At 50.5% G+C, this 23318-nt stretch carries 20 protein-coding genes; 8 read left to right on the top strand and 12 right to left on the bottom strand.

Going from position 1 to position 23318, the window contains the following annotated elements; genetic code table 11:
* Nucleotides 1-172: 172 nt before the first annotated feature.
* The 3 genes from mtfA to A6301_RS17720 all read right to left on the bottom strand — a co-directional run bounded on the left by mtfA (nucleotide 173) and on the right by A6301_RS17720 (nucleotide 3413).
* Nucleotides 173-970, bottom strand: a complete 798-nt coding sequence (gene mtfA, locus A6301_RS17730) for a DgsA anti-repressor MtfA (protein WP_234258385.1) — start codon at nucleotides 968-970, stop codon at nucleotides 173-175.
* A gap of 253 nt (nucleotides 971-1223) precedes the next feature.
* Nucleotides 1224-1589 (bottom strand): lysozyme inhibitor LprI family protein, encoded by a 366-nt coding sequence (locus A6301_RS17725; protein WP_234258384.1) that lies wholly within the window; start codon nucleotides 1587-1589, stop codon nucleotides 1224-1226.
* A gap of 402 nt (nucleotides 1590-1991) precedes the next feature.
* Entirely contained in the window at nucleotides 1992-3413 is a 1422-nt protein-coding gene (locus A6301_RS17720; RefSeq protein WP_234258383.1) for a hypothetical protein, read from the bottom strand.
* Between the two features lie 358 nt (nucleotides 3414-3771).
* Between A6301_RS17720 and A6301_RS17715 the strand changes: the two genes are divergently transcribed.
* The 4 genes from A6301_RS17715 to A6301_RS17700 all read left to right on the top strand — a co-directional run bounded on the left by A6301_RS17715 (nucleotide 3772) and on the right by A6301_RS17700 (nucleotide 7313).
* A complete protein-coding gene (locus A6301_RS17715) occupies nucleotides 3772-4251 on the top strand; it encodes a hypothetical protein (protein ID WP_205541931.1) in 480 nt (159 codons plus the stop codon).
* A 135-nt stretch (nucleotides 4252-4386) separates the two neighbouring features.
* Entirely contained in the window at nucleotides 4387-4833 is a 447-nt protein-coding gene (locus A6301_RS17710; RefSeq protein ID WP_205543312.1) for a DUF2946 domain-containing protein, read from the top strand.
* A 108-nt stretch (nucleotides 4834-4941) separates the two neighbouring features.
* On the top strand, nucleotides 4942-6951 hold the full coding sequence (locus A6301_RS17705) for a TonB-dependent copper receptor (RefSeq protein ID WP_234258382.1): 2010 nt from the start codon (nucleotides 4942-4944) through the stop codon (nucleotides 6949-6951).
* A 194-nt stretch (nucleotides 6952-7145) separates the two neighbouring features.
* Nucleotides 7146-7313, top strand: a complete 168-nt coding sequence (locus A6301_RS17700) for a YqaE/Pmp3 family membrane protein (RefSeq protein ID WP_010280855.1) — start codon at nucleotides 7146-7148, stop codon at nucleotides 7311-7313.
* Nucleotides 7314-7410: 97 nt separating this feature from the next.
* Here the strand turns inward: A6301_RS17700 and A6301_RS17695 are convergent, their stop codons facing one another.
* The 4 genes from A6301_RS17695 to moeA form a co-directional block, all read right to left on the bottom strand.
* Nucleotides 7411-8883 carry a sensor domain-containing diguanylate cyclase gene (locus tag A6301_RS17695; protein WP_234258381.1) on the bottom strand — a complete coding sequence of 491 codons (1473 nt, stop codon included), beginning with the start codon at nucleotides 8881-8883 and terminating at the stop codon, nucleotides 7411-7413.
* A gap of 311 nt (nucleotides 8884-9194) precedes the next feature.
* Entirely contained in the window at nucleotides 9195-9794 is a 600-nt protein-coding gene (locus A6301_RS17690) for a nitroreductase family protein (protein WP_107167893.1), read from the bottom strand.
* Nucleotides 9795-9900: 106 nt separating this feature from the next.
* Nucleotides 9901-10653, bottom strand: a complete 753-nt coding sequence (moeB, locus tag A6301_RS17685; RefSeq protein ID WP_234258380.1) for a molybdopterin-synthase adenylyltransferase MoeB — start codon at nucleotides 10651-10653, stop codon at nucleotides 9901-9903.
* A 2-nt stretch (nucleotides 10654-10655) separates the two neighbouring features.
* Nucleotides 10656-11891 (bottom strand): molybdopterin molybdotransferase MoeA, encoded by a 1236-nt coding sequence (gene moeA / locus A6301_RS17680; protein ID WP_234258379.1) that lies wholly within the window; start codon nucleotides 11889-11891, stop codon nucleotides 10656-10658.
* A gap of 473 nt (nucleotides 11892-12364) precedes the next feature.
* Here moeA and A6301_RS17675 point away from each other — a divergent pair, with 473 nt between their 5' ends.
* From A6301_RS17675 to gsiD, 4 genes are all read left to right on the top strand, one after another.
* Nucleotides 12365-14266 carry a dipeptide ABC transporter ATP-binding protein gene (locus A6301_RS17675; protein ID WP_234258378.1) on the top strand — a complete coding sequence of 634 codons (1902 nt, stop codon included), beginning with the start codon at nucleotides 12365-12367 and terminating at the stop codon, nucleotides 14264-14266.
* A gap of 25 nt (nucleotides 14267-14291) precedes the next feature.
* Nucleotides 14292-15836, top strand: a complete 1545-nt coding sequence (gene gsiB / locus A6301_RS17670) for a glutathione ABC transporter substrate-binding protein GsiB (protein WP_234258377.1) — start codon at nucleotides 14292-14294, stop codon at nucleotides 15834-15836.
* Between the two features lie 109 nt (nucleotides 15837-15945).
* Complete coding sequence (gene gsiC / locus A6301_RS17665; RefSeq protein WP_234258376.1) at nucleotides 15946-16866, top strand: glutathione ABC transporter permease GsiC; 921 nt, start codon at nucleotides 15946-15948, stop codon at nucleotides 16864-16866.
* 9 nt (nucleotides 16867-16875) lie between these two features.
* Nucleotides 16876-17781: a glutathione ABC transporter permease GsiD gene (gene gsiD / locus A6301_RS17660; RefSeq protein ID WP_234258375.1), complete on the top strand. Its 906-nt coding sequence runs from the start codon at nucleotides 16876-16878 to the stop codon at nucleotides 17779-17781.
* 55 nt (nucleotides 17782-17836) lie between these two features.
* On the opposite strand, the gene A6301_RS17655 is transcribed toward gsiD, so the two are convergent.
* The 5 genes from A6301_RS17655 to A6301_RS17635 all read right to left on the bottom strand — a co-directional run bounded on the left by A6301_RS17655 (nucleotide 17837) and on the right by A6301_RS17635 (nucleotide 22928).
* A complete protein-coding gene (locus tag A6301_RS17655) occupies nucleotides 17837-19534 on the bottom strand; it encodes an NAD-dependent malic enzyme (protein ID WP_107167899.1) in 1698 nt (565 codons plus the stop codon).
* 209 nt (nucleotides 19535-19743) lie between these two features.
* Nucleotides 19744-20634 carry a cytidine deaminase gene (gene cdd, locus A6301_RS17650; RefSeq protein ID WP_234258374.1) on the bottom strand — a complete coding sequence of 297 codons (891 nt, stop codon included), beginning with the start codon at nucleotides 20632-20634 and terminating at the stop codon, nucleotides 19744-19746.
* Between the two features lie 173 nt (nucleotides 20635-20807).
* Nucleotides 20808-21503 (bottom strand): CidB/LrgB family autolysis modulator, encoded by a 696-nt coding sequence (locus A6301_RS17645; RefSeq protein WP_107167901.1) that lies wholly within the window; start codon nucleotides 21501-21503, stop codon nucleotides 20808-20810.
* Nucleotides 21503-21910 (bottom strand): CidA/LrgA family protein, encoded by a 408-nt coding sequence (locus tag A6301_RS17640; RefSeq protein WP_107167902.1) that lies wholly within the window; start codon nucleotides 21908-21910, stop codon nucleotides 21503-21505. The genes A6301_RS17645 and A6301_RS17640 overlap by 1 nt, the downstream gene beginning before the upstream one ends.
* 223 nt (nucleotides 21911-22133) lie before the next feature.
* On the bottom strand, nucleotides 22134-22928 hold the full coding sequence (locus A6301_RS17635; RefSeq protein ID WP_205541959.1) for a glycoside hydrolase: 795 nt from the start codon (nucleotides 22926-22928) through the stop codon (nucleotides 22134-22136).
* Nucleotides 22929-23318 lie beyond the last annotated feature (390 nt).

Below are 23318 nucleotides of genomic sequence, written 5' to 3'. Positions count from 1 at the left end.
GGACTCGAACCAGTGACATACGGATTAACAGTCCGCCGTTCTACCGACTGAACTACAGAGGAATCGTGTGAACGGGGCGCATGATATCCGCCACCTGCGGTGCTGTCAACGGCAAAATCAGCTTTATCGTTTGACTGTTTAGGCTATGTACAATTCGCCGTTTTTTTATGAGTTAGTAAATCGATGGGGCATGATAATTGGTGCTGTTTTGCCAGTTTTTTAGCCGAACGAGTGGATCTTGGCGATAGAATTTTTGGAAGCAGCGGTACAGATCCGGGAAGCGTTCTTCAAGAAGTTCGGGAGCGCTGAAGAAATATTCTGATAGTACGGCAAAACACTCTGCCGGATCGTGGACGGCGTAGGGGGCCATGCTGGCGGCGTCTTCCCCAACCAGATCGATTTCTTCCTGTAAGGCATCCATTGCGCCGTGCAGATGTTGTTCCCAGGCAGCAATATCGCGCAGTGGAATCAGGGGAACGCCCGTTGCTTCACCGCTACTGCGAATATCCAGCTTGTGGGCTACTTCATGAATGATGAGATTGAAACCGGAAAGATCGAAAGAGTCTTGTACTTCCTGCCAGTTGAGGACAATCGGTCCCTGATCCCAGCTTTGCCCAGACTGTACCATTTTCCCCGTATGCACGAGTCCGATGTCGTCTTGCCACTCTTCTTCGACAATAAATGGGCCGGGGTAAACCAGAACTTCGTGGAAGCCATCCAACGCATCCATTCCCAGTGACAACACCGGTAGGGAAAATAACAGGGCGATACGCTGCTGCATGATTTCCGTTAACGCCAGTTCCTGCAACGGAATCAAGCGCTTTTGCTTCAGAAACTGCTCGGCAAGAGTAACCAGTTGCTGAAGTTCTTCATCGCTTAAGGGCGCGAGAAGTGGGATGGAAATCGCAGCTTGCCAGTGTTCAAGCGTCTGCACCTGAGGTTGAGTATTTTTCCACGGCCATTTAATCATTGTTATTGCTCGTTAAGTCGTCACTTGAATTTAAAGGCGAGGGCGTGTGTTGTTAAAATAACATGGCTGTAAAATGCCGCAAAAGCGGGCATCATGGCAACTATTTAAACGGAGAGATGCTGGAGCGGCTGAACGAACCCGTCTCGAAAACTGGAGTAGGGCAACGCTACCGGGGAGAATCCCCCTCTCTCCACCACTATTCAAACACTTAGCACGCGTTTAGTCTGTGACGCTTTCCACACTTGGTAGCGACTTAAAGCGGGCAGCTCAAATCCCCTTCTTTACAACGTAGCATGCTTTCGAATTCTTTTACGCGTGCGGCGGTTTTCTGCGTCAGGCACTGGGAATACAGCATGCCATGCACCGATCCCCCTGTTGTCGGGAAAGTCTGAAACTCACAGTCAGCATCGCGATAGGTAATCCATTTTCTCTGGGCTGACTTGAGCAGTGTCTTGTGTTCTTCAATAATTGTCCGTTTTACGACATCTTGATAAAGCTTATTAAGCTCATCATCCACTTTTTTATACGCCCGATCCGCGCATTGATTCATATCGAGCTGCGTGTTGGCGCTATTACAGTCTAAAGCCGCAGCTTGCACCGTGGGCAGTAAAAAAAACATACAATGGCTAATTTTTTCATTATTTATCCTCTGTAAGCAGATGCTGCGTAGTTTTTTTAGACAAACGCGCTTATCGAAAGAGCGCCTCTCTGCTCATGTGTATTCTTTCCGGCATACCGCGTCGTCATTTTTTCTGGGAGCGTACCCTCGTCAGGGCCTTGCAACCTGATCATCGTAGTCCCGTAGCATCACTGAACCACCGAATAACTGTTTCATCCTGTACATCGCTGCGTATTATACGATCCATCTGCTGCCGTAGCGTATAAGCACAAATATCATGGCGATTTTGAAGGAGAACGGTGGCTTAAATTGAGTTTTTTTGATTTGTTAAAGTCAGATTCACATTGTTAAATCTGACTTTAGTCATCCTTATCAGGAGGCAAATACTCTCACTTTTGAGCGTTATTTCACAATAACATCGCGGAAAGTAAAGCGCTGTTTCTTACCTGATTCTTGGTAACCGATACGCACGAATATGCCTAAATCTTCGATATAGGCATAATCACTGCTCATTGGTACGCCATCTCCACGGTTATCTGTACAAATGATTTCAAGATAGCGTCCTGTGAACGCTGAACTAATATCTTTAGCATCGGACCATTTTTTATCAGCTCGACACTGCTGACTAGTGATTTTTTTGTCACTACCCATGCTTTCCCATTGATATTCAGCCCCTTCTTTTGGGGGGATGGAAAATGTATTTTTGAGCGTTTTACTGATAGTCGGTGATGTAGAAATGGAGTCCCATTTTTTAAATTCTACTATATTAAATAAACGCTGATGCTGTGAATAAAATTGAACATCACCAAGCGTTAATTTATCCAGAGTCAATGTTGTCCCATCAGGTTGACGATCGATCACCGTTACTGAATGCATGCTGACACTCATTTCTTTTTCATTGGGTGATTCCTGACTATAAACCAACTGCTGGAAAGTAGGGAGCTGGTGCGTGTTGACTAACGCTTCCTCAACCACATTCGCTACTTCTTTGGTAAGGGGGGAGCTTTGCAGGTATGAAGGGTCATTCTGTTCAAAATTGGGTAAAATTAGCTGATCATCGGCAGGTTTTTTTTCGCGAAGTAGTAAGGTTTCAGAGCTTTTAAATTGATTAATATCGCGAATGGCACAAAGTTTTTTTGCTATTTCAACCTTTTCTGGAACGAGGTCGGTGAAATTAGCATCTGCCGTAGCCGTGTGAGCTGTAATATTTCCTTGGTTATCTATGGAATAACTACTTATCTCTTTACCTTGATTGTTTTTACAGTTCAGAATCATATCCTGAATCTTTATAGAATATGGCGCGGCATATTCTTTGTCTTTATAGGTTAAGGCATAATCGGTTGCCAAACGTACTTTAAGTATTTCACCTTCGCGCTTACTCTTATTAACGTCAAAAAAATATTGATCTTTTTGGTCATTTTTAAGGGGAAGCGCGGCCCATTTCGGGGCTGAAATAGCTTGCTGGCAGGCATCCAATTCGGGCTTTGTCTTGAGCAAACTGTCTTCATCGGGTTCAAAAGGTACGCCTGGAATGTAACGGAGGATTGAGCTTGCGCCATAGACTCGAATATCAGATCTGGTAGATGCTTTAATTGTAGAGAATAACAGCGTCTTTTTATCCGTCGCGCAGTCCACATTTAACCATAATTCGTTCACTTCCCCCGTGTACATTGCCATGCGGTAAAGCACATTAATGCTCTTTCCTACCTGAACAGTGCTATCGGGAATCCAGTCTATGCTTTTGAACATCTCTTGTGGTGAGGGGAGGGAGAAAGCTGAGGAAGATAGCATCAGCCCTACTGAAAATAGGGTTAACTTATTCATTTTCAATTCCTTTTCAATAGTACATAAACGCAAAGATGTTACCTGAAGAGTAAATTTAAAAGCCAGTTATTCATCTACTTCACAGTAATATGTCCAATTTCAGGGGGACATACGTTGAGTAAGGAAGGCACTTTTGCGAAGGCTCGTTTCATTTCCCCAAACAAGTACAATAAAGGTACGAGCAGGGTCCATTTCCTTTTTTTTATCGCTTAAAACTTGAGCAAATTGAGGTTTGCCGCACTATTCCACCAATCGGATAGGGATATCTTTATCGAAAGTCTTATACTGGGCGTGTTGATATACCGTTTGCTCGGATGAATTGAATATTTACAACGACTGAAAGGGAATAAGGAAAAAGATGAAAATTGGAACGGGAGAACACGGCCTTTTGGCTCATCGTGCTTCGAGCGCTAACTTGGCAGCTCAGGCGGGTAATCAAACCTCGTTTGCAGCCATTTTAGCGGGAAAAACGCAGGAAGCGAGTGTAAACCGCACTTCTGGCTCTATTTCTGAGGTTAAGAAATACGATTTTACGAATATGACGCCACAAGAGTTGAATGAAACTGTAAACAGCCTGATTCAAAACGGGCAAATGGACCTCGATGAATCGTCATCACTGTTGGGTTTCATGGCTCCTACCGCGTTGTCTAAAGTCGTTTATGACGGCACCGCACCCGCTTCACCACGTCAGCCTATGAACGTGTTCTCCAAAATTCAGGAAGGTATTGATGGGGCATTATCGCGTAATGAAAAGGCGAGTGCAGAAGGTTTGCAACGAGCTGCCGATGCCTTGCTTCGTTTTCAGGATAAAGTTGTAAAGGTGACTAGCTTCGCGTAATGAAAAGGCCAAGCGTATCCTGTTGATTCTGTTTGCTATACGGAATGCCGTGTTGCTGCGTGAACGGCCTCGCGCAATTTTCAGCCACATGTAACAATTCGGCGGTGAGTGCGATACACTTCGACCATCTTATCAATGGGGTACGGTAGCGAATTGTCTGGCGTGAGCGTTAAACGAGTTACAGCCTGGCTGGCCATTTTTTCTATGATGATGCTATTTATTGCCCCTTTGATTTCAAAATCACGGGTGCAGTTATCAGCCTGTCAGGCACCAACTCACGCTATGCCTACGTCGCAGCATCATCACGGCGCGCATGAACATGCGGGATGCCATCACGGCAGTACGCCGCATAATCTGATGATGTCTAGCGTCGGACTTTCGCCGATGGAGGATATTGCCTGCGGATACTGTCAGTTGTTGGTGCATTTACCGCTTATTCTATCGATCGTATTGCCGTTGCTCTGGCTGTTATTGTCCGCTCACAGACCGACATATTTCCTTGATTTTGTTTGTCCTACGTTATTCCGATCTTATTCTCCGCGGCGCGCTCGAGCACCTCCTGAACCGGTTTCTTCGTTTTGAATCTTTTTAATTAACGACATTCGTCGGCGTACTCCCTATGGTTGAGTGATCCTTCCATAGGTGTTTTGCCGTGCGTCGTTATGGCATAAGAAACCGTAAGGCAACACGATGAAAAAAATTGAATTGGCATATACGCCCGCCGCTTCTTTGGTGTTGGTGGCGTTATCTTCTTTACCTGTGATGGCTCTGGGCGATCGCGATCATTCCGCTTCTCACGCCACGCTCAATGATGATGCTGTGATGGTGGTGACGGCCCCCGAAATTTCCCCGCTCACGCTGGTGACTTCGCCAAAAACGCCGCGTCAGCCTGTACCAGCCAGCGATGGCTCGGATTATCTGAAAACCATTCCGGGGTTCTCGCAAATACGTAATGGTGGAACAAATGGCGATCCCGTCTTCCGTGGCATGTTTGGATCGAGACTGCGCATTCTTTCCAATAATGGTGAGATGTTGGGCGCTTGTCCGTCACGCATGGATGCACCGAGTTCGTACATCTCCCCCGAAAGTTATGACCTGTTAACTTTTACCAAAGGGCCGCAGACCGTGCTCTGGGGCGCAGGAAATTCAGCAGGAACTGTGCGATTTGAGCGGACACCGCCGCGTTTCGAGAAATCAGGGATACAGGGCAGCGCCAGCGTGTTGGCGGCGTCAAACGATCGTCATGATGAAAATGCTGATGTCAGCTTCGGGAATGAAGGGGGATATGTTCGGCTTATTGGTAACAAATCACAGTCAGGCGATTACAAAGAGGGCGATGGGAAACGTGTGGCATCAAAATGGGATAAATGGAATGCGGATGTGGCGCTCGGTTGGACGCCAGACAGCGACACCTTGTTGGAACTGACCGCTGGCAAAGGCGATGGGGAGGCGCGCTACGCTGGGCGTGGCATGGATGGTTCGCAATTTAAGCGTGAGAGTTTGGGCATACGCGCGGAAAAATCAAATATAGGGAATGTACTCGATAAGATTGAGGCGAGTGCGTACTACAACTATGCCGATCACGTTATGGATAATTACACGCTGCGCTCACCGAGTGGCATGGGGATGATGGGGATGCCGATGGCCAGCCAACTGGATAGAAAAACGGTTGGCGGACGAATGATGGCAACGTGGATATGGGCAGATTATGAGCTGAAAAGCGGCGCGGACATGCAGACAAATACGCATCGTCGCTGGCGAAATGATGGCTGGAAGAAAGATGCGCAATTTAACACCTATGGTGTTTTCAGCGAACTTACCTGGCAGGCCTCTGGGCAGAGTAAAGTCATCGGGGGAACGCGTATTGATCAAACCAAGGTCGAGAATAATGCGGGCACCAGCGCGAGCGAGCGGCATGATACATTGCCAGCAGGTTTTATCCGTGTCGAACATACGCTGGCGGATACTCCAGTAATGCTGTATGCGGGCATTGGTTACACCGAGCGCTTTCCTGACTATTGGGAGCTTTTCTCGCCAACTTACGGGCCGGGCAGAACGCAGAGTGCATTCGATCAGGTTAAAACCGAGAAAACGACTCAGCTCGATATCGGTGCACAGTACAGCGGCCAGCGTCTGAACAGTTGGGTTTCTGCCTATGTGGGACGGGTGAATGATTTTATCCTGTTCCGCTATGATCCGATGAATGCCAGAGTCAGCGAGGCGGATAATGTTAATGCGACCATTATGGGGGGCGAAACGGGATTCAGCTATAAATTAACGGATAGCTGGAAAACGGACGCCAGTCTGGCGTATTCCTGGGCGAAGAATACTGATGACCATAGGCCTCTGCCGCAAATTCCACCGCTGGAAGCACGCCTGGGATTATCGTGGGAAAAAGGGAATTGGAGCAGCGCGGGTTTACTGCGTCTGGTGAGTCAGCAAAATAGGGTAGCGGTTAACGAAGGTAACGTTGTCGGGAAAGATTTTGATAATAGCTCTGGCTTTGCGATCTTCTCAGCCAATGCGGCATATCGCGTTAACCAACACGTCAAACTGAGTACGGGTGTCGATAACGTGTTTAACACGACCTACAGTGAACATCTCAACCTTGCTGGCAATAGCAGTTTCGGTTATTCGGCCAACACGTCCGTAAATGAACCGGGCCGAACCTACTGGGCGAAGGTCAATATTACCTTCTGATGACGTTGTCATGAATAAACGGCACCGTAGCCATTCTTTGATGGATTACGGTGCCGTTTGGGGAGCGATCGTTTGCGTGAAATACGCCCTTTCATTTTCTCTGCGAAGATTAGTCTCAATTATTTCGACAAGTGCTGACAAATCCCAAATGCTGAACTATTTTCATAAGTAATTATCACGTTACGGAGGTTGATATGGGATTTTGGCGCATTGTTCTGACTATTCTTCTACCACCGTTGGGCGTGTTATTGGGGAAAGGGATTGGTGGGGCGTTCATTCTGAATATTATTCTGACGTTGCTGGGCTATTTTCCTGGCTTGGTGCATGCGTTTTGGGTGCAGACAAAAGACGATGGAATTTAATGGCTAAAAAAGCCTAACGACGATCGTAATGAAATAATGGGGAGGCAAGGTGCCTCCCCATTATTTTTTAAAACAGTAAATCGATAATCGAGTCATGTTACTCTGCGCGCACTACCTGATTACGCCCTTGCTGTTTGGCTTGATAAAGCGCGATATCGGCGCGGTTTATCAGCATACTGAGCGTCTCGCCTGCCCGATATTCCGCGACACCGCAGCTGACCGTCACCTGAATGGCTCCTTCACGGTAGGGAAGGTGCGTTATTTCTATATTCTGGCGTAGTGCCTCGGCGCGTTGTTGTGCGGCGTTGATATCGCAATCGTCGAGTAGAATGACGAACTCTTCACCTCCCCAACGGCAGGGCTGATCGCTGGAGCGGGTATTCGCTGACAAGAGTGCAGAAATTTCTTGTAAAACCAGATCCCCAACGTTGTGGCCGTACTTGTCATTGATTTTCTTGAAGTGGTCAATATCAATGAGAAGAATGGAAAGTGATTTGTGTTGTAAGGCATTTTTCGTTCCGAGACGACGGAATAAATAATCAAATGCCTGACGGTTCATGAGGCCCGTTAATTTATCCGTGGTCGCCATTTGTTCCAGACGACGTTGATAGCCACCAATGGTCAGCCACAGCAGAAATAAGAAAAGGACGCTGACGAACGTACTGATACCCAGGTTTTTTAGCAGCGTGGCGAATAGTCGCTTTTCACTGGGGTGGCTAGTTTGTTCTACCATCAAATACCAACCGAATTCAGGGATGAGCCGGGTATTAAGGAAAATATGCTCCCCGTCTGATTGATACTCATAAGCGCCACCGGGAGCCGTTAGGATCGTGGTAGCAATATTGCCTAGCCCCGGCTGCTGCTGAATCTTGAGCGGTCGACTGTAGCTTTCTCCATGTAAGGTAATGTTGCCTTCCTTATCAATGAAATAGATTGTGCGGTTATAGCGTTGCTCATATTTTTCAAGGAGGTGTTTAACGCGTTCAACGGGAATACCTACGCCGGTAATACCGATGAAATTGCCGTCATAGTCCACGACTTTGTGATTAATAAGAATATCCAGACGTGTGTGATTCTCAGGATCGAATGAGATATCGATGGCATAAGGCATCTCGTCCGATAGCGTTCGGTGCTGGAAATACCATTGATCGTCTGGCGAATTCTCTGAAACGGTTTTCAGGATGCGCTGCTGATCGTAGTAACGTTTGGTTTTATCCGAAATGAAGAACGAAAATACGGTATCGAAGCGACGATCGATTTCTCGCAGGTAGCGAAACATGGCCTGCGGATCGCTTTCATCCTTCAGCACCCAGTCGCGTAAAAAGGTATCGTGTGCCATCAGCGACGAAATAAAGATAGGTTTTAGCAAATCTTGTTGGATTTCCGAATAGACGTTATCACTGGTTAGCGGCAGGGTATTTTCTTCGATTTCTTCTTCCAGCGATTCCTTAGCCACTTCATAACTGGTCCAACTGATAACGAGAAAGGCGGCGAGCAGCATGGAGCCGAGTATTATGATTGCGCGTGTTTTGTCCAGCCAGCGTGCATTATTAATGAATCCAGTCTGCAAAATAATCTCCCCAGAGAATCATTTATGAGGTAGGTGAATAAACCTCTATTTTCACCTAAAAATTGTGGTGCAACATTTTACTGGAATGACGGTGTAGCACAATTGGACGAGAGAATCGCTGATGCATAGCGTTCAGTATAGTGGTTACATTATGGAAGTATTAGAGCGGATTGCTGGAACGCAATTTTTTGTATTCAGAACGTGTGAACGTCTTCCTGTCGGCTTACTTATTCTTTTCGCGTTTTCAAAACGCGTAAACAAACAGGACACCATGCGGTGCCCTGTTTGTTTATAAGCGGTGATTCAGCGGATTACTTAAATACGCGAAAACGCTCTTCAAAGGCGATATAGGTTTTCTCACCAGCGGGTTGCTCAACGGAACCGAATGGCATTTGGGCACGTAGCTTCCAACTGGCGGGCAGGCTCCACTGCGCTTTGACGTCATTGTCGATCAACGGGTTGTAGTGTTGGAGTGAGGCACCGATTTTTTCCTGCGCCAGCGTGGACCACACGGCGAACTGAGCGATACCGGTTGAATGTTCAGACCAGACCGGGAAGTTGTCGGCATAAAGCGCAAATTTTTCCTGTAGCGCTTCAATCACTGCGGTGTCTTCAAAGAACAGGACGGTTCCCGCACCGGCAGCAAAGGAAGCTAGTTTGCTTTCTGTTGGGGCAAACGCATCCGCAGGCACAATTTTTTTCAGTTGCTGTTTAACAATATCCCACAGCTTGTGGTGTTGCTCACCAAACAGAATGACAACGCGAGAGCTTTGTGAATTAAAAGAGGAGGGGCTTTCATTAACGGCTTCGGTAATGAGCGCGGTAACCTGATCTTCTGATATCGGTAGTTTATTGCCGATGGCATAGATTGAACGACGGGCCTTGATTGACTGCAAAAAAGCATTACTCATGGTGTGTTCCTCAGTTTACGTGATGACTAACCTTTACACTGTGTCACTGATCTTTCCTGTGTTCAATGGCTTATCGTGCCGGATAGGCATCTTTTCCGGCTTCGCGTTAGCCGCCGCAGACTTCACAGTGTGGGTTTTTCGGCAGTGTTATTTCACGAAATTGCAGCGTCATTGCGTCGAACATCAGCAAACGCCCGGTAGTCAGCTTGCCATAGCCGGTGAGCAACTTAATGGCCTCCAGCGCCTGCAAACTTCCGATAGTGCCCACCAGCGGCGACATCACACCGGCTTCGACACACGTTAGCGCATTGGCACCGAACAGACGACTGAGGCAATGGTAGCAAGGTTCATCGGGCTGGTAGGTAAAGACGCTGATTTGGCCTTCCATCCGAATCGCGGCACCGGAGATCAGCGGTTTTTTGAGCTGAAAGCCAATGCGGTTTAGGCGATCGCGGATGGTGACATTGTCGGTACAGTCCAACACGGCATCATGCTTGTTGATCAGTTCTTTCAAGGCCTCGTCATTGAGATCGCCATCAACGGCATCCAGTGAAAGATGCGGATTCATGTCGGATAACGTCAGACGCGCTGATTCGACTTTTGCCATCCCGATACGGGTATCGCGATGCAGAACCTGACGTTGCAGGTTAGACAGTGAGACGGTATCAAAATCCAGCAGCGTCAAATGACCGACGCCCGCCGCAGCCAGGTACTGCGCGGCGGCACAGCCCAATCCACCCAAACCGACAATCAACAGGCGTGAAGCCTTGAGCTTTTCCTGTCCGTCAAAATCAAAGCCGCGCAGTACAATCTGTCGATTGTAGCGCAGCATTTCTTCATCGCTCAGTTCCGGCAACATACTCAATGCCCCAGCAGGGCGTTGAAGGGCTCGATTTCTACCCATTCGCCAGCAGCGACGTGACCACGATCCTGCTCAAGCACGATGAAACAGTTACCGAGGCTGAACGAGCTGAAAACGTGTGAACCCTGATGCCCGGTGGTTCTCACTTCCAGTTCACCCTGCGCGTTGCGACTAAAAATGCCGCGCTGGAAATCGGTGCGCCCCGGCGTCTTTTTCAGCGCGCTGGTGGTTTTGACGCGCACTCGCGGCGGCTGGTGCCACTGTGTATAGCCAGACAGGCGAGCCAGCAGCGGTTGCACCAACTGATAGAATGTCAGCGCGGCGGACACCGGATTCCCCGGCAGACCGCAGAACCAGGCGTGTTGTAACTTGCCGAAGGCGAAGGGTTTACCGGGTTTGATCGCCAGCTTCCAGAAATGGATATCGCCCAGTTCATCCAGCATTTGCTTGGTATAATCCGCTTCGCCAACGGAAACGCCGCCGCTGCTAATCACCAGATCGGCACGCTGGTCTGCCTCATGGAATGCGGCACGCAGCGCGTCTGGATCATCGCGGATGATGCCCAGATCTTGCACGTCGCAGCCTAGCTGTTCAAGCATCAAACGGACGGCAAAACGGTTGGTGTCATAAATCTGGCCGTCTTCCAGTGGTTTACCGACGGGTTGCAGTTCATCACCGGTTGAAAACACCGCGACTTTCAGGCGACGTACTACGTCAATCTGCGCAATCCCCAACGAAGCCAGCAGCGGCAATTCCGCCACGCCCAGTTTGCAGCCCGCAGGTAGCACGCTGGCACCCGCCTGAATATCTTCTCCTGCCAGACGAATATTTTGACCGGGTTTGACTTCATGTGGGAAACGGATGCCGTCTTCACTCACGTCAGCCTGTTCCTGCATGATCACGGCGTCGGCTCCTGCGGGAATTGGCGCACCGGTCATGATACGAATGCAGGTTCCGGCAGGCCATTCACCGGTGAAAGGCGCGCCAGCGAAGGCTTTTCCTGCCAGCGGCAGCAGTGTGGCAATCGACACATCGGCGCAGCGCACTGCATAGCCATCCATCGCGGAATTAGCAAAAGGCGGGACGTTAATCGGGGAAGCAATGGCACGGGCGGTGATCCGTCCTGCGGCGTCGAACAGGGATACGCGCTCTGTTTCGGTAAGTGAAGGAACCTGAGAAAACATGTTTTCCAGAGCTTGTTCAAGAGTCAGTAAACCTGCGTTAACGCTTTCCATCTTTACTCCACCGTTTTTCATCAATACAGTCTGTTTCATTCATATGGCTTTTTTCAGTAGCACGGAATGTTCCGCCAGCATGCCGTTCATGAGCGAAAACCCGTTTCTTATGCCACTATTAATTATGTCAGAGTTCGTAACGTGGGTGAATGTATGCAGGTCAAGGAATCCGGCTTTTGGCGTGTGAATCCTCGTTAGAGGTTAGGCAACATAGGCAGGATTCAGCGCAGATGTTTTTTCTTCAATTCGCACTATTTCGGGAAAAAATGAGTGCATCTGCCGGAGATATCGTGCTTTATTACGTCGCTTTATGATAATTAACTTAATGTTATAAAAAGAAATTTCTCACTGTCCTGATTTCAGTTTCCGCTTTACATCATACCTTGCGCTAAATATAGTCGAAAACCGCTGATAATTTGTTCCTGACCGCGTTGCGCTGATTCCAGCCGCATTTATAGGGAGATTCGCCGTTCATGTCGCTCACACAGGATCATTATGCCTCGCTGTCTTCCCCTGTTCCAGGGCTGATTTTGCCTGAAAAACGGGTGGTGGACGTGCGCAATCTGAGTGTCTATTTCGAACAACAGGGACAGCGGACGGATGCGGTACGCAATTTGACGTTCTCTGTCGATCGCGGCGAAACGCTGGCTATCGTCGGGGAGTCGGGTTCGGGTAAATCGGTGACGTCTCTGGCGCTGATGCGTTTGGTCGAACACGCAGGTGGGGTGATTCACCAGGGGGATATGCTCTTTCGTCGTCGCGATGGTGATGTGCTGGATCTCCGTGGCGCTCGTCAGCGGGTGATGCGAACGTTACGCGGGGCGGATTTAGCGATGATTTTCCAGGAACCGATGACGTCGCTCAATCCCGTCTTCCCGGTCGGCGAACAGATAGCCGAGTCGATTCGTTTGCATCAAGGTATGAACCGGCAGGCTGCGCGTGCAGAAACCTTGCGCATGCTGGATCTGGTCAGAATACCGGAAGCGCGTAATGTGCTGGATCGCTACCCTCACCAACTCTCTGGCGGAATGCGTCAGCGCGTCATGATTGCGATGGCGCTCTCCTGTAAGCCGTCGCTGCTCATTGCCGATGAACCGACGACCGCGCTGGATGTCACCATTCAGGCGCAAATCCTGCAACTTATCCGTGTGCTACAGCGTGAAATGGACATGGCCGTGATTTTTATCACCCACGACATGGGGGTGGTGGCGGAAGTCGCGGAGCGCGTATTGGTGATGCACCGTGGGGAAAGCGTTGAAGCGGGAAGCGTAGGGCAGATTTTTACCGCGCCGCAGCACCCGTATACGCAGGGATTGTTGGCGGCAGTACCCGCATTAGGGTCAATGCGCGGGCAACCCTTCCCAGCAAAATTTCCGCTACTGGATCGACGCGCGATGCCTATCACAGACAGCGTGCCGCAGGATACGGTTCCTGCGCATGCGGAGCCGATCTTACAGGTGAGCCATCTGGTGACGCGTTTTCCAATTCGCAGCGGGTTATTAAACCGTGTGACGCGTCAGGTGCATGCGGTGGAAAACGTCAGCTTCGATCTCTGGCCGGGGGAAACGCTTTCGCTGGTTGGCGAATCGGGGTGCGGCAAGTCCACAACCGGCCGGGCGTTGCTCCAACTGGTTGAAAGCCAGAAGGGCGAGATTACCTTTAATGGCCAGCGCATCCATCAGTTAAAAGGTGCCGCATTACAGCGTTTGCGGCGTGATATTCAACTGATTTTTCAGGACCCCTATGCGTCTCTGGACCCTCGTCTAACCGTCGGGTTCTCGATTATGGAACCGCTGCTGGTACACAACATTTGCCGTCGGCAGGAGGCGGAGAAACGCGTTGAATGGCTATTGTCGCGCGTAGGGTTGGAGCCGGAACACGCCCGACGCTATCCGCATGAATTTTCCGGTGGTCAGCGTCAGCGCGTTTGTATCGCCAGAGCGTTGGCGCTGAACCCTAAAGTGGTGATTGCGGATGAGGCCGTATCTGCGCTGGACGTGTCGATTCAGGCGCAAATCATCAATCTGATGCTGGAGTTGCAACGTGAGTTTGGCATCGCATTTTTGTTTATTTCACATGATATGGCGGTGGTTGAACGCATTAGCCATCGTGTAGCGGTGATGTACATGGGGCAAATTGTCGAGATCGGTCCACGGCAAGACGTGTTTGAACGTCCTCGGCATCCTTATACCCGCAAACTGATGTCGGCAGTGCCGATTGCCGATCCCTCACGCCGTAAGCGTGAGCAGGTGTTGCTGGTTGATGAAATACCCAGTCCGATCCGAGGGATGGGTGATGAACCGATCACGGCGCCTTTGGTTCAGGTTGGTGAGCGACACTTTGTTGCGCACCATCCGATTGCCGGTGCTTATTAACAGGGATTCACAAGGAGAACGTAGCATGAGCGTAATGACGATAAAACGGCGCTGGTTAGTCGCCGCAGGGGTAACCGCAGCGATGGCAGCCTCACCCGTCTGGGCAGCTAAAGATGCGGTTATCGCCGTGGGTTCCACGTTTACCAGCCTGGACCCCTATGATGCCAACGATTCGCTATCGCAGACGGTGGCGAAGTCATTCTATCAGGGACTTTTTGGCTTCGATAAAGAGATGAAGCTGGTAAACGTCCTGGCGGACAGCTACGACGTCAGCCCGGATGGCCTGGCGTATACCGTCAAGCTGCACCCTGGCGTCAAATTTCACGATGGGTCAGCGTTTAATGCCGCGGCTGTCAAAGTGAATCTGGATCGTGCCAGTAACCCAGAGAGTCGTCTGAAGCGGTATAACCTGTTCAAAATGATCGACAAAACCGAGGTGGTGGACGATCTGACAGTGAAAATTATGCTGAAGACGCCGTTCTCGGCGTTTGTTAACAATCTGGCGCACCCGGCGGCAGTCATGATCTCTCCAGCGGCATTAAAGCAGTACGGCAAGGAGATCGGTTTTCACCCGGTTGGCACCGGCCCATATCGCTTTGTGGCCTGGAATCAGACCGATTTTGTCAAAGTGGAGAAATTCAGCGGCTACTGGAAAGCCGGGTTGCCTAAGCTGGACAGCATTACCTGGCGTCCGGTAGTGGATAACAACACGCGTGCTGCACTGCTGCAAACGGGCGAAGCGCAGTTTGCTTATCCGATACCGTTCGAGCAGGCCAAGGTGTTGGAGAAAAATGACAAGCTGGCGCTGGTGGCGTCACCGTCGATCCTGCATCGCTACATCAGCATGAATGTCACGCAGAAACCGTTTGATAACCCGAAAGTACGACAGGCGCTGAACTACGCAATTAACAAAGAGGCACTGATTAAAGTGGCGTTCTCCGGCTACGCGACGCCAGCCGAAGGGCCACTGCCGGGCAGCATTGATTATTCAGTAAAATATCAGCCGTGGCCTTACGATCCAGCGAAGGCACGCGAGCTACTAAAAGAAGCAGGCTACCCGGACGGTTTTACCACCACGCTATGGTCGTCGCATAACCACAGTACGGCGCAGAAAGTCTTGCAGTTCACGCAACAACAGCTGGCACAGGTTGGCGTGAAAGTGCAGGTGACCGCGATGGATGCGGGGCAACGCGCCGCGGAAGTCGAAGGCAAGGGCGTGAAAGAAACGGGCGTTCGCCTGTTCTATACCGGCTGGTCGGCATCGACGGGAGAAGCGGACTGGGCGCTGTCGCCACTGTTTGCGACCGCTTCCTGGCCACCCGCGCAGTTCAACACGGCTTTTTACAGCAACCCGCAGGTTGACGCAGATCTGGCCAATGCGCTGAAAACGACGGATCGAGCGGAAAAACAGAAACTGTATAAGGATGCGCAGGACAAAATCTGGGCGGATGCACCGTGGATTTTTCTGGCGACAGAGCGCTTAGTGTCGGCTAATAGCAAGAAGCTGACCGGATTCTATGTGATGCCGGATACCTTGTTTAGCTTTGATGATGCCGATCTGACGGAGTAATCCAGCACGAAAATATGACCAGGGAGTCGGGTGGCCATGGAGCTACCCGCAGTGGTCAACACTCGTCCACTCATAGGAGAGTCTGACGCATGTCTGTGGAAAACTGTTCATGCTGAATTATTTTATTAAACGGCTACTAGGGCTGATCCCCACGCTCCTGATTGTGATGGTGCTGGTGTTCCTGTTCGTTCATCTGTTACCCGGCGATCCGGCGCGTTTAGCCGCCGGGCGGGAAGCGGATGCCGTCGTTATCGAGATGGTGCGGCAGGATTTGGGCTTGGATAAACCGCTGCCGCACCAGTTCTGGCACTTCTTCACTAATATCCTGCAAGGGGATCTGGGTACGTCGATCGTGTCGAAGCGGCCTGTGACGGAAGAGATCGCCATGCGCTTTATGCCGACCTTTTGGTTGACGGTGTGTAGCATGGCGTGGGCGGTGATTTTTGGCATGGCGATTGGCATCGTCTCTGCCGTATGGCGCAATGGCTGGCCAGATAGGATTGGCATGACGTTGGCGGTATCAGGTCTCTCTTTCCCTGCGTTTGCACTTGGCATGCTGTTAATGCAGATTTTTTCCGTCGAATTAGGCTGGCTACCAACGGTGGGGGCGGATACCTGGCTGCACTACATCTTGCCTTCCCTGACGTTAGGTGCGGCAGTCGCGGCGGTGATGGCGCGTTTTACCCGAGCGTCATTTGTTGATGTGTTGCAGGAAGATTACATGCGCACGGCGCGGGCAAAAGGCGTGCGAGAATCGCTGGTGGTCGTGAAGCACGGGCTGCGTAATGCGCTGATTCCGGTGGTCACCATGATGGGGTTGCAATTTGGCTTTTTGCTCGGTGGCTCCATAGTCGTCGAAAAAGTGTTCAACTGGCCCGGTTTGGGACGGTTGTTGGTGGATGCGGTGGAGATGCGCGACTATCCGGTGATTCAGGCTGAAGTGTTGCTGTTTTCACTGGAGTTTATTCTGATCAATCTGCTGGTTGACATGCTGTATGCCGCGATTAATCCAGCCATTCGTTATAAATAAGGAAAGGGAATGAGACACTGGCGACGTAAAGCTATGCTGGCGACGCTCCCTGTCATTAGGGATAAACCGGTTCGTACGCCATGGCGTGAATTCTGGCGGCGCTTTCTTCGGCAACGCGTAGCGGTTGCCGCTGGTCTGTTTGTGCTGCTGCTGGTTGTGGGTGCGTTTCTGGCTCCGTATCTGGTGCCCTATGATGCCGAGAACTATTTTGATTATGAACGCCTGAACGAAGGCCCCTCTGCGGCACATTGGTTGGGGGTCGATTCATTAGGGCGTGATATTTTCAGCCGAATCCTGATGGGGACGCGTATTTCGCTGGCGGCGGGTATTCTCTCGGTGTTGGTGGGGATGATTATCGGCACGACACTGGGGCTGTTGGCGGGCTACTACGAAGGATGGACGGACAGAATCATCATGCGCATAGGCGATGTGCTGTTTGCCTTCCCTGGAATATTGCTGGCGATTGCCGTAGTGGCGATTATGGGCAGTGGGATGGCGAATGTGATTGTCGCTGTGGCGATTTTCAGCATTCCAGCCTTCGCCCGTCTGGTGCGAGGCAACACGCTGGTGCTGAAACAGCTCACCTATATCGAATCGGCTCGCAGTATTGGTGCCAGCGACGGGACGATCCTCTTCCGGCATATCTTGCCCGGTTCGGTGTCTTCCATCGTGGTGTTTTTCTCGATGCGGATTGGGATGTCGATCATCACTGCGGCTAGCCTGTCATTTCTGGGGCTTGGTGCCCAGCCGCCGATGCCTGAGTGGGGGGCGATGCTGAATGAAGCGCGGTCGGATATGGTGATTGCACCACATGTCGCCATCTTCCCGAGTCTGGCGATATTTCTGACGGTCTTGGCGTTTAATTTATTAGGCGACGGTCTGCGCGACGCGCTCGACCCGAAATTGAAAAGCTGAATAAAAAAAGCGCGACAATGAGTGCCGCGCTTTTCAGCAGTAAAACCGTCAGCGCTTAGAACGACGTGCGTTTATAGCTGCGGTACTGTGGTTGCCAGAAGTTATGGTCAATCGCTTTCTGTAAGGCATCAGCAGAGGTGACGACGGCCACGCCTTGCAACTGTGCGGCTTTACCCACTTCCAGTGCGATGCGCTTGGACACCTGCTGGATATCGGACAGATCCGGCAGCAGAGCGCCTTCGCCGTTATTCGCCAGCGGCGAGCAGTCAGCTAACGCGCGGCTGGCAGCCATCAACATACCGTCAGTGATACGCTTGGCACCCGATGCCAGTACACCTAATCCGATACCTGGGAAAATATAGGAGTTGTTGCACTGCGCGATAGGGAAGACTTTATCCTGATAGTTAACCGGAGAGAACGGGCTACCGGTTGCGACCAGCGCTGAGCCTTCTGTCCAGCGAATGATATCTTCTGGACGCGCTTCCACGCGAGATGTTGGGTTAGACAGCGGCATCACGATAGGGCGAGCGCAGTGCTTGTACATCTCACGAATGATTTCTTCCGTGAACAGGCCAGGCTGACCGGATACACCGATCAGGATGGTTGGTTTGGCATTGCGTACCACTTCCAGTAGTGAAATCGCGTCGCTGTTGCAATCCCAATCAGCCAGCAGTTCACTTTTCTGCACCAGCTTGCTCTGGAAATCGAGCAGGTTTGGCAGTTTGTCCGTCAGCAGACCGAAGCGGTCAACCATAAAGACGCGTGCACGTGCTTCTTCTTCGCTCAGCCCTTCGGATTTCATCTGTGCGACGATTTGCTCAGCGATACCACAGCCCGCGGAGCCTGCACCCAGGAAGGTGACCGTTTGATCGCGCAACTGCGTACCTGCCGCGCGGCTAGCGGCAATCAGGCTGCCGATAGCGACGGCGGCGGTGCCCTGAATGTCATCGTTAAAGCTACAGATCTCATCACGATAGCGGTTCAGCAACGGTGTGGCATTTTTCTGTGCGAAGTCTTCAAACTGCAACAGCACGTTCGGCCAGCGGCGTTTCACGGCCTGAATGAACTCGTCAACGAAGGCATAGTATTCGTCGTCGGTAATGCGCGGATGGCGCCAGCCCATATACAGCGGATCGTTCAAGCGCTGTGGGTTGTTGGTGCCGACATCCAGAACGACTGGCAGGGTATAGGCTGGGCTGATACCACCACAGGCGGTGTACAGCGACAGCTTACCGATTGGAATCCCCATCCCGCCGATACCCTGATCGCCCAGACCAAGAATACGTTCACCGTCGGTGACAACGATGACTTTTACGTTCTGCTTGGTGGCGTTTTGCAGCATATCGTCGATATGTGCGCGGTTAGGGTAGGAGATAAACAGGCCGCGGGCGCGACGATAGATATCAGAGAAGTGCTCACAGGCTTCACCAACGGTCGGGGTGTAGATGATAGGCATCATCTCACTGAGGTGACCGTCCAACAGACGGTAGAACAGCGTTTCGTTGGTGTCCTGAATGTTGCGCAGGTAAACGTGTTTTTCAATATCGTGTTTAAATTCCTGATACTGGCGCCAGGCGCGTTCTGCCTGTTCTTCGATAGTTTCAACGGCTTCTGGCAATAGACCTGCAAGGTTAAAATCAGCACGCTCTTCTTCGGTAAACGCGCTGCCTTTATTCAGCAAGGGGAATTCAAGCAAGATTGGACCAGCGTAGGGGATATAGAGAGGGCGTTTGCTTTCGTATTCTAATTCCATGGCTTTTTACTCTTCGGATAGCAAAAAAGAAACTCAGGTGGTGTCGATGCGAAACTGCTGCGAATCTTAAATTACCCAGAAAATATGTACAGGAAATGTTAATTAAAATAGTTACAGATGGCTTGCATATTAGTCAAAATACAGGCTTTATCGATTCACCTCTCTTTTTTCACCTTTGCGTCGCTGATTTTTTGCGCTTCTCGCAACCCTTATTCCTCAATAAAGTGGTGCTCAACGTCGGTGCAACCCAGTTCGGCTAGCATGATTTGTGAGATCGCCCAGTGGCTGACAGCAGCATTACGGCGTTCAACGACGGCGGCATGTGCAATGGTGCAAGGCGCTTCGCCTGCCAGATTCATCAGATTTAACGCGGCCTGTAAGGGCGGCAGGCTGGGGTTGAACGCCGCATTTTCTGCATAGCGACCGGTATAGAGGTTGCCATTCGTCGTTTCTAGCGCAATGCCGCTGATCGCTTTGCTGTAAGGTGCGTGGCTACGGTTAGCGGCATCCAGTGCATGACGCGCCAGCGCATTCACATTCTGCAATGTCGCGCCGTGGTTGATGTCATCCATCAGTAGGGTATCGATGTTCAGATCGACGGGGCCAAAGGCATCGGGCAGATAATGGCTAAGCACCGCAGGCTGGCGACCCGGCAGTTGAATACGCAGCGACGCCGCATTGCGCAATTCATTCATAAACTGGCGGCAGTGGCCACATGGCGTGTAGTTCACCGTCACGGCTCGCAATCCACGCTCATTGCGTAGCCAGGCGTGGCTGATGGCACTTTGTTCGGCGTGAACCGTTTGTTGAAGCTGAACGGCGGTGAACTCCATGTTCGCGCCAAAGTAGAAATTCCCGCTGAGTCCTTGTGCAATCGCACCAACCTGAAAATGCGAGATGGAGGCTTGTGCGCAGGCGGCCGCCAGAGGTAATAGCACAAAGGCTAACGCATCGGTGTCTAACTGACTGGCCTTGCAGACCGCCTCTACGTCATCAGCGGTTAGCATCGCGGCGAAATCCGGTTTATCGATCAATGGGCGGATCGCAGCTTGCAGGTTGGCAGGTAATTGCTGGAAGGCGTTTTCGAATCGTGGATGCATATCGGCTTACTCTTTTTACCCGTCAATGACGTCATGTTAGAAAGCAGAGTAGCAATAAATTGTGATCAAAATCTCTTTATTGAATGAAATGACTGCAACTTAATCCTTAAATGCGAGATGTATCTCAATTTTATAGTGAGGACGCTGCGTGATAGGCACCGTCCCCGCTAAATTCAGCCAATGAGGTTCAAGAGTACGGGGAATACCAGCGGTGCAATCAGCGAGGTAATGATCCCACATATAACCAGTGCCAGTGAACTGAATGCCCCTTCCTGATAATCCACTTCGGCGCAGCGCGCCGTACCGAGTGCGTGCGAGGCGGTGCCCATCGACAACCCGCGTGCCGCTTTGGTTTTGATACCCACACGCTCGAACAGGCTGTGGCCTAAGACCGCACCAAGGATGCCGACAAAAATTACGCAGACGGCGCTGATAGCGGGAATGCCACCGATGGAGCTGGCTACCGCCATCGCAATAGGTGTAGTGACGGATTTTGGCAGTATTGAGGCGGCTATTTCCGGCGATGCGCCCATCCACAGCGCCACCAGCGTACCAGAGATAATTGCTGTCAGGCTACCGATGAAGCATACGCTGATGATCGACTTCCAGCGGGCGCGAATTTGGTGCAACTGTTCATAAAGTGGAAACGCCAGCGCGACTACGGCAGGTTGCAGCAAATCGTTAAGCACTTTGCTGCCTTGAAAGTAATGCTCGTAGGGGATCTTCAACACCAGCAGTAGCGGAATAATAATCGCCATTGACACTAACAGCGGGTTTAACAGAGAAAGCTTGGTCAGCACGGCCAGCTTACGTGCGGCGAAAAAAACCAGCAGAGTAAGCGGCAATGACCACCATAAGTAGCTGAACATTATTCGTTATCCTTCGGGGGCGTGCGATCGCTGGCTAGGGCTCGTTCACGCTGCATAATCTGGGTACTAAAACCGACAACCAACATCACTATAAAGGTACTGATCAGACAGGAAACGACGATGGGGCCAAACTGTTGGCTGACCAGATCGTAATAATTCATAACGCCGACCCCAATGGGGACGAATAACAATGCCATATGGCGAATAAGAAGATGGCAGCCCGGTTTCACCCACTGTGCGGGTAGGATCTGCGAACAGAGCAGGGTGAACAAAACCAGCATACCGATGATACTGCCGGGGATAGTGAACGGAAGTAACGCGGATACCGCATTGCCTGCCAACAGGCAGAGATAAATCAATGCGAAAGCGCGTAAATACTGCCAGCAAATGATGAACGTATTACGCATGGGAAATTCCTGATTAGCCGAGGGGATTATCATAACGCTAATGAAATTTACGTGCCACAGCTCACGAATTTTGTTGTGGGGGACGGCGTTCCCAGCCTAAAGAACGAGCAACATCGGTCTGTACTGAAAACGAAAAGCGAACGTTGCTGAGATCGAGCCGGTTCTGTCTTACATTAATGTGATTATTGCAACTGAATTGGGAGGAATAGAAACGCCTGAAGCCTTATTTTACGTCTACGCGCCATTCGGTGATGTCGATCTGCCCATCACCGCCAAAGATCTCAGTGCCAAACTCAACGCTGCTGATATATTTTTCAGCGCTCATCCATTGCTTTGTTTCTACCAAATAGTCGGTGAAGTGACGAATATTGAGTGATGCACTGTTGGTACCGGAAGTATGGACAAAGGAAAAAACATTCCAGCCTCCCCCATTATCCGCGTTGATCCAACCTTTGAATACGTTCCAACTGTTTCCACCGAGGAAAACCGTTTCAATATAATCCCCCGCAGGGCCTGCATTGGTATCATTGAGCCAGATCATCAACTCGTCGGTAGGCGATGAGTCCCAGTTAGCTTTATCGGTAGTATGGAACCAGATGTCGTAAGCGGCGTTGTAAGTACCCGTAGCCTTGAGAGAATAAGTGACGTTGCTGGTGATACTTTTATTGCTGGATAATTGTATCGGTAGTCCACTATCTTCCGTATAGCCTGCCGTCCAGTGCCAACCACTCACCAGTGAAGGGTAGGCTTTAACACTGTGGGTGCTGCTTGGCCAGTGCCAGTTCCAGCCCATGCTGGTTGGGTTGTTATAGAAAATCGTTTGCTGCCATCCTTTTATTTCATCTTTTCCCCATACGTTATTGAATAGGTAATATTTATTATTCTCAAAATAGAGTTTATCCGCATCGTTTGATGAACTGGCGGCACAAACTGCTAATGATGAGAGTAACAGGGAAGAGAAGGCTACGGGCAAGAATACGCGGGAAATAGGACGTGGCTGTGTATTCACAGTCGGCATAATCAATCTCTTCTTATATAGCATTGAGATATTTTAGTCTGAAATGGAACACGTATTTATCTCGTATTTTTGATTAAATATGAGGTGTAGTGAGCTTAACAGTTTATGCTATTTCCACTATGTCGGAATAATCCCGTTTATACTCGTCATACTTCAAGTTGCATGTGCGTTGGCTACGTTACTCGGCACACTGGCGTGAGCCTCGCCCCGTTGGGGCCGCTGCAAGCAGCGTTCAAATCTGCTTTTAGCAGATTTTTCAGTCACCCGAATCACTTACTTGAGTAAGCTCATCGGGATGAAATGAGAGACATCCTGTCTCTCACCGGAGGCCAGCCGTTGGCTGGTCAAATTCGTTCCCGACGAATTTGTCCTTCTCTTGCCGCGTTATTC

The sequence above is a fragment of the Pectobacterium sp. IFB5596 genome (genome assembly GCF_021432585.1).
Taxonomy (GTDB): Bacteria; Pseudomonadota; Gammaproteobacteria; order Enterobacterales; family Enterobacteriaceae; genus Pectobacterium; species Pectobacterium punjabense.
This window is presented reverse-complemented; position numbering and strand designations above follow the sequence as displayed.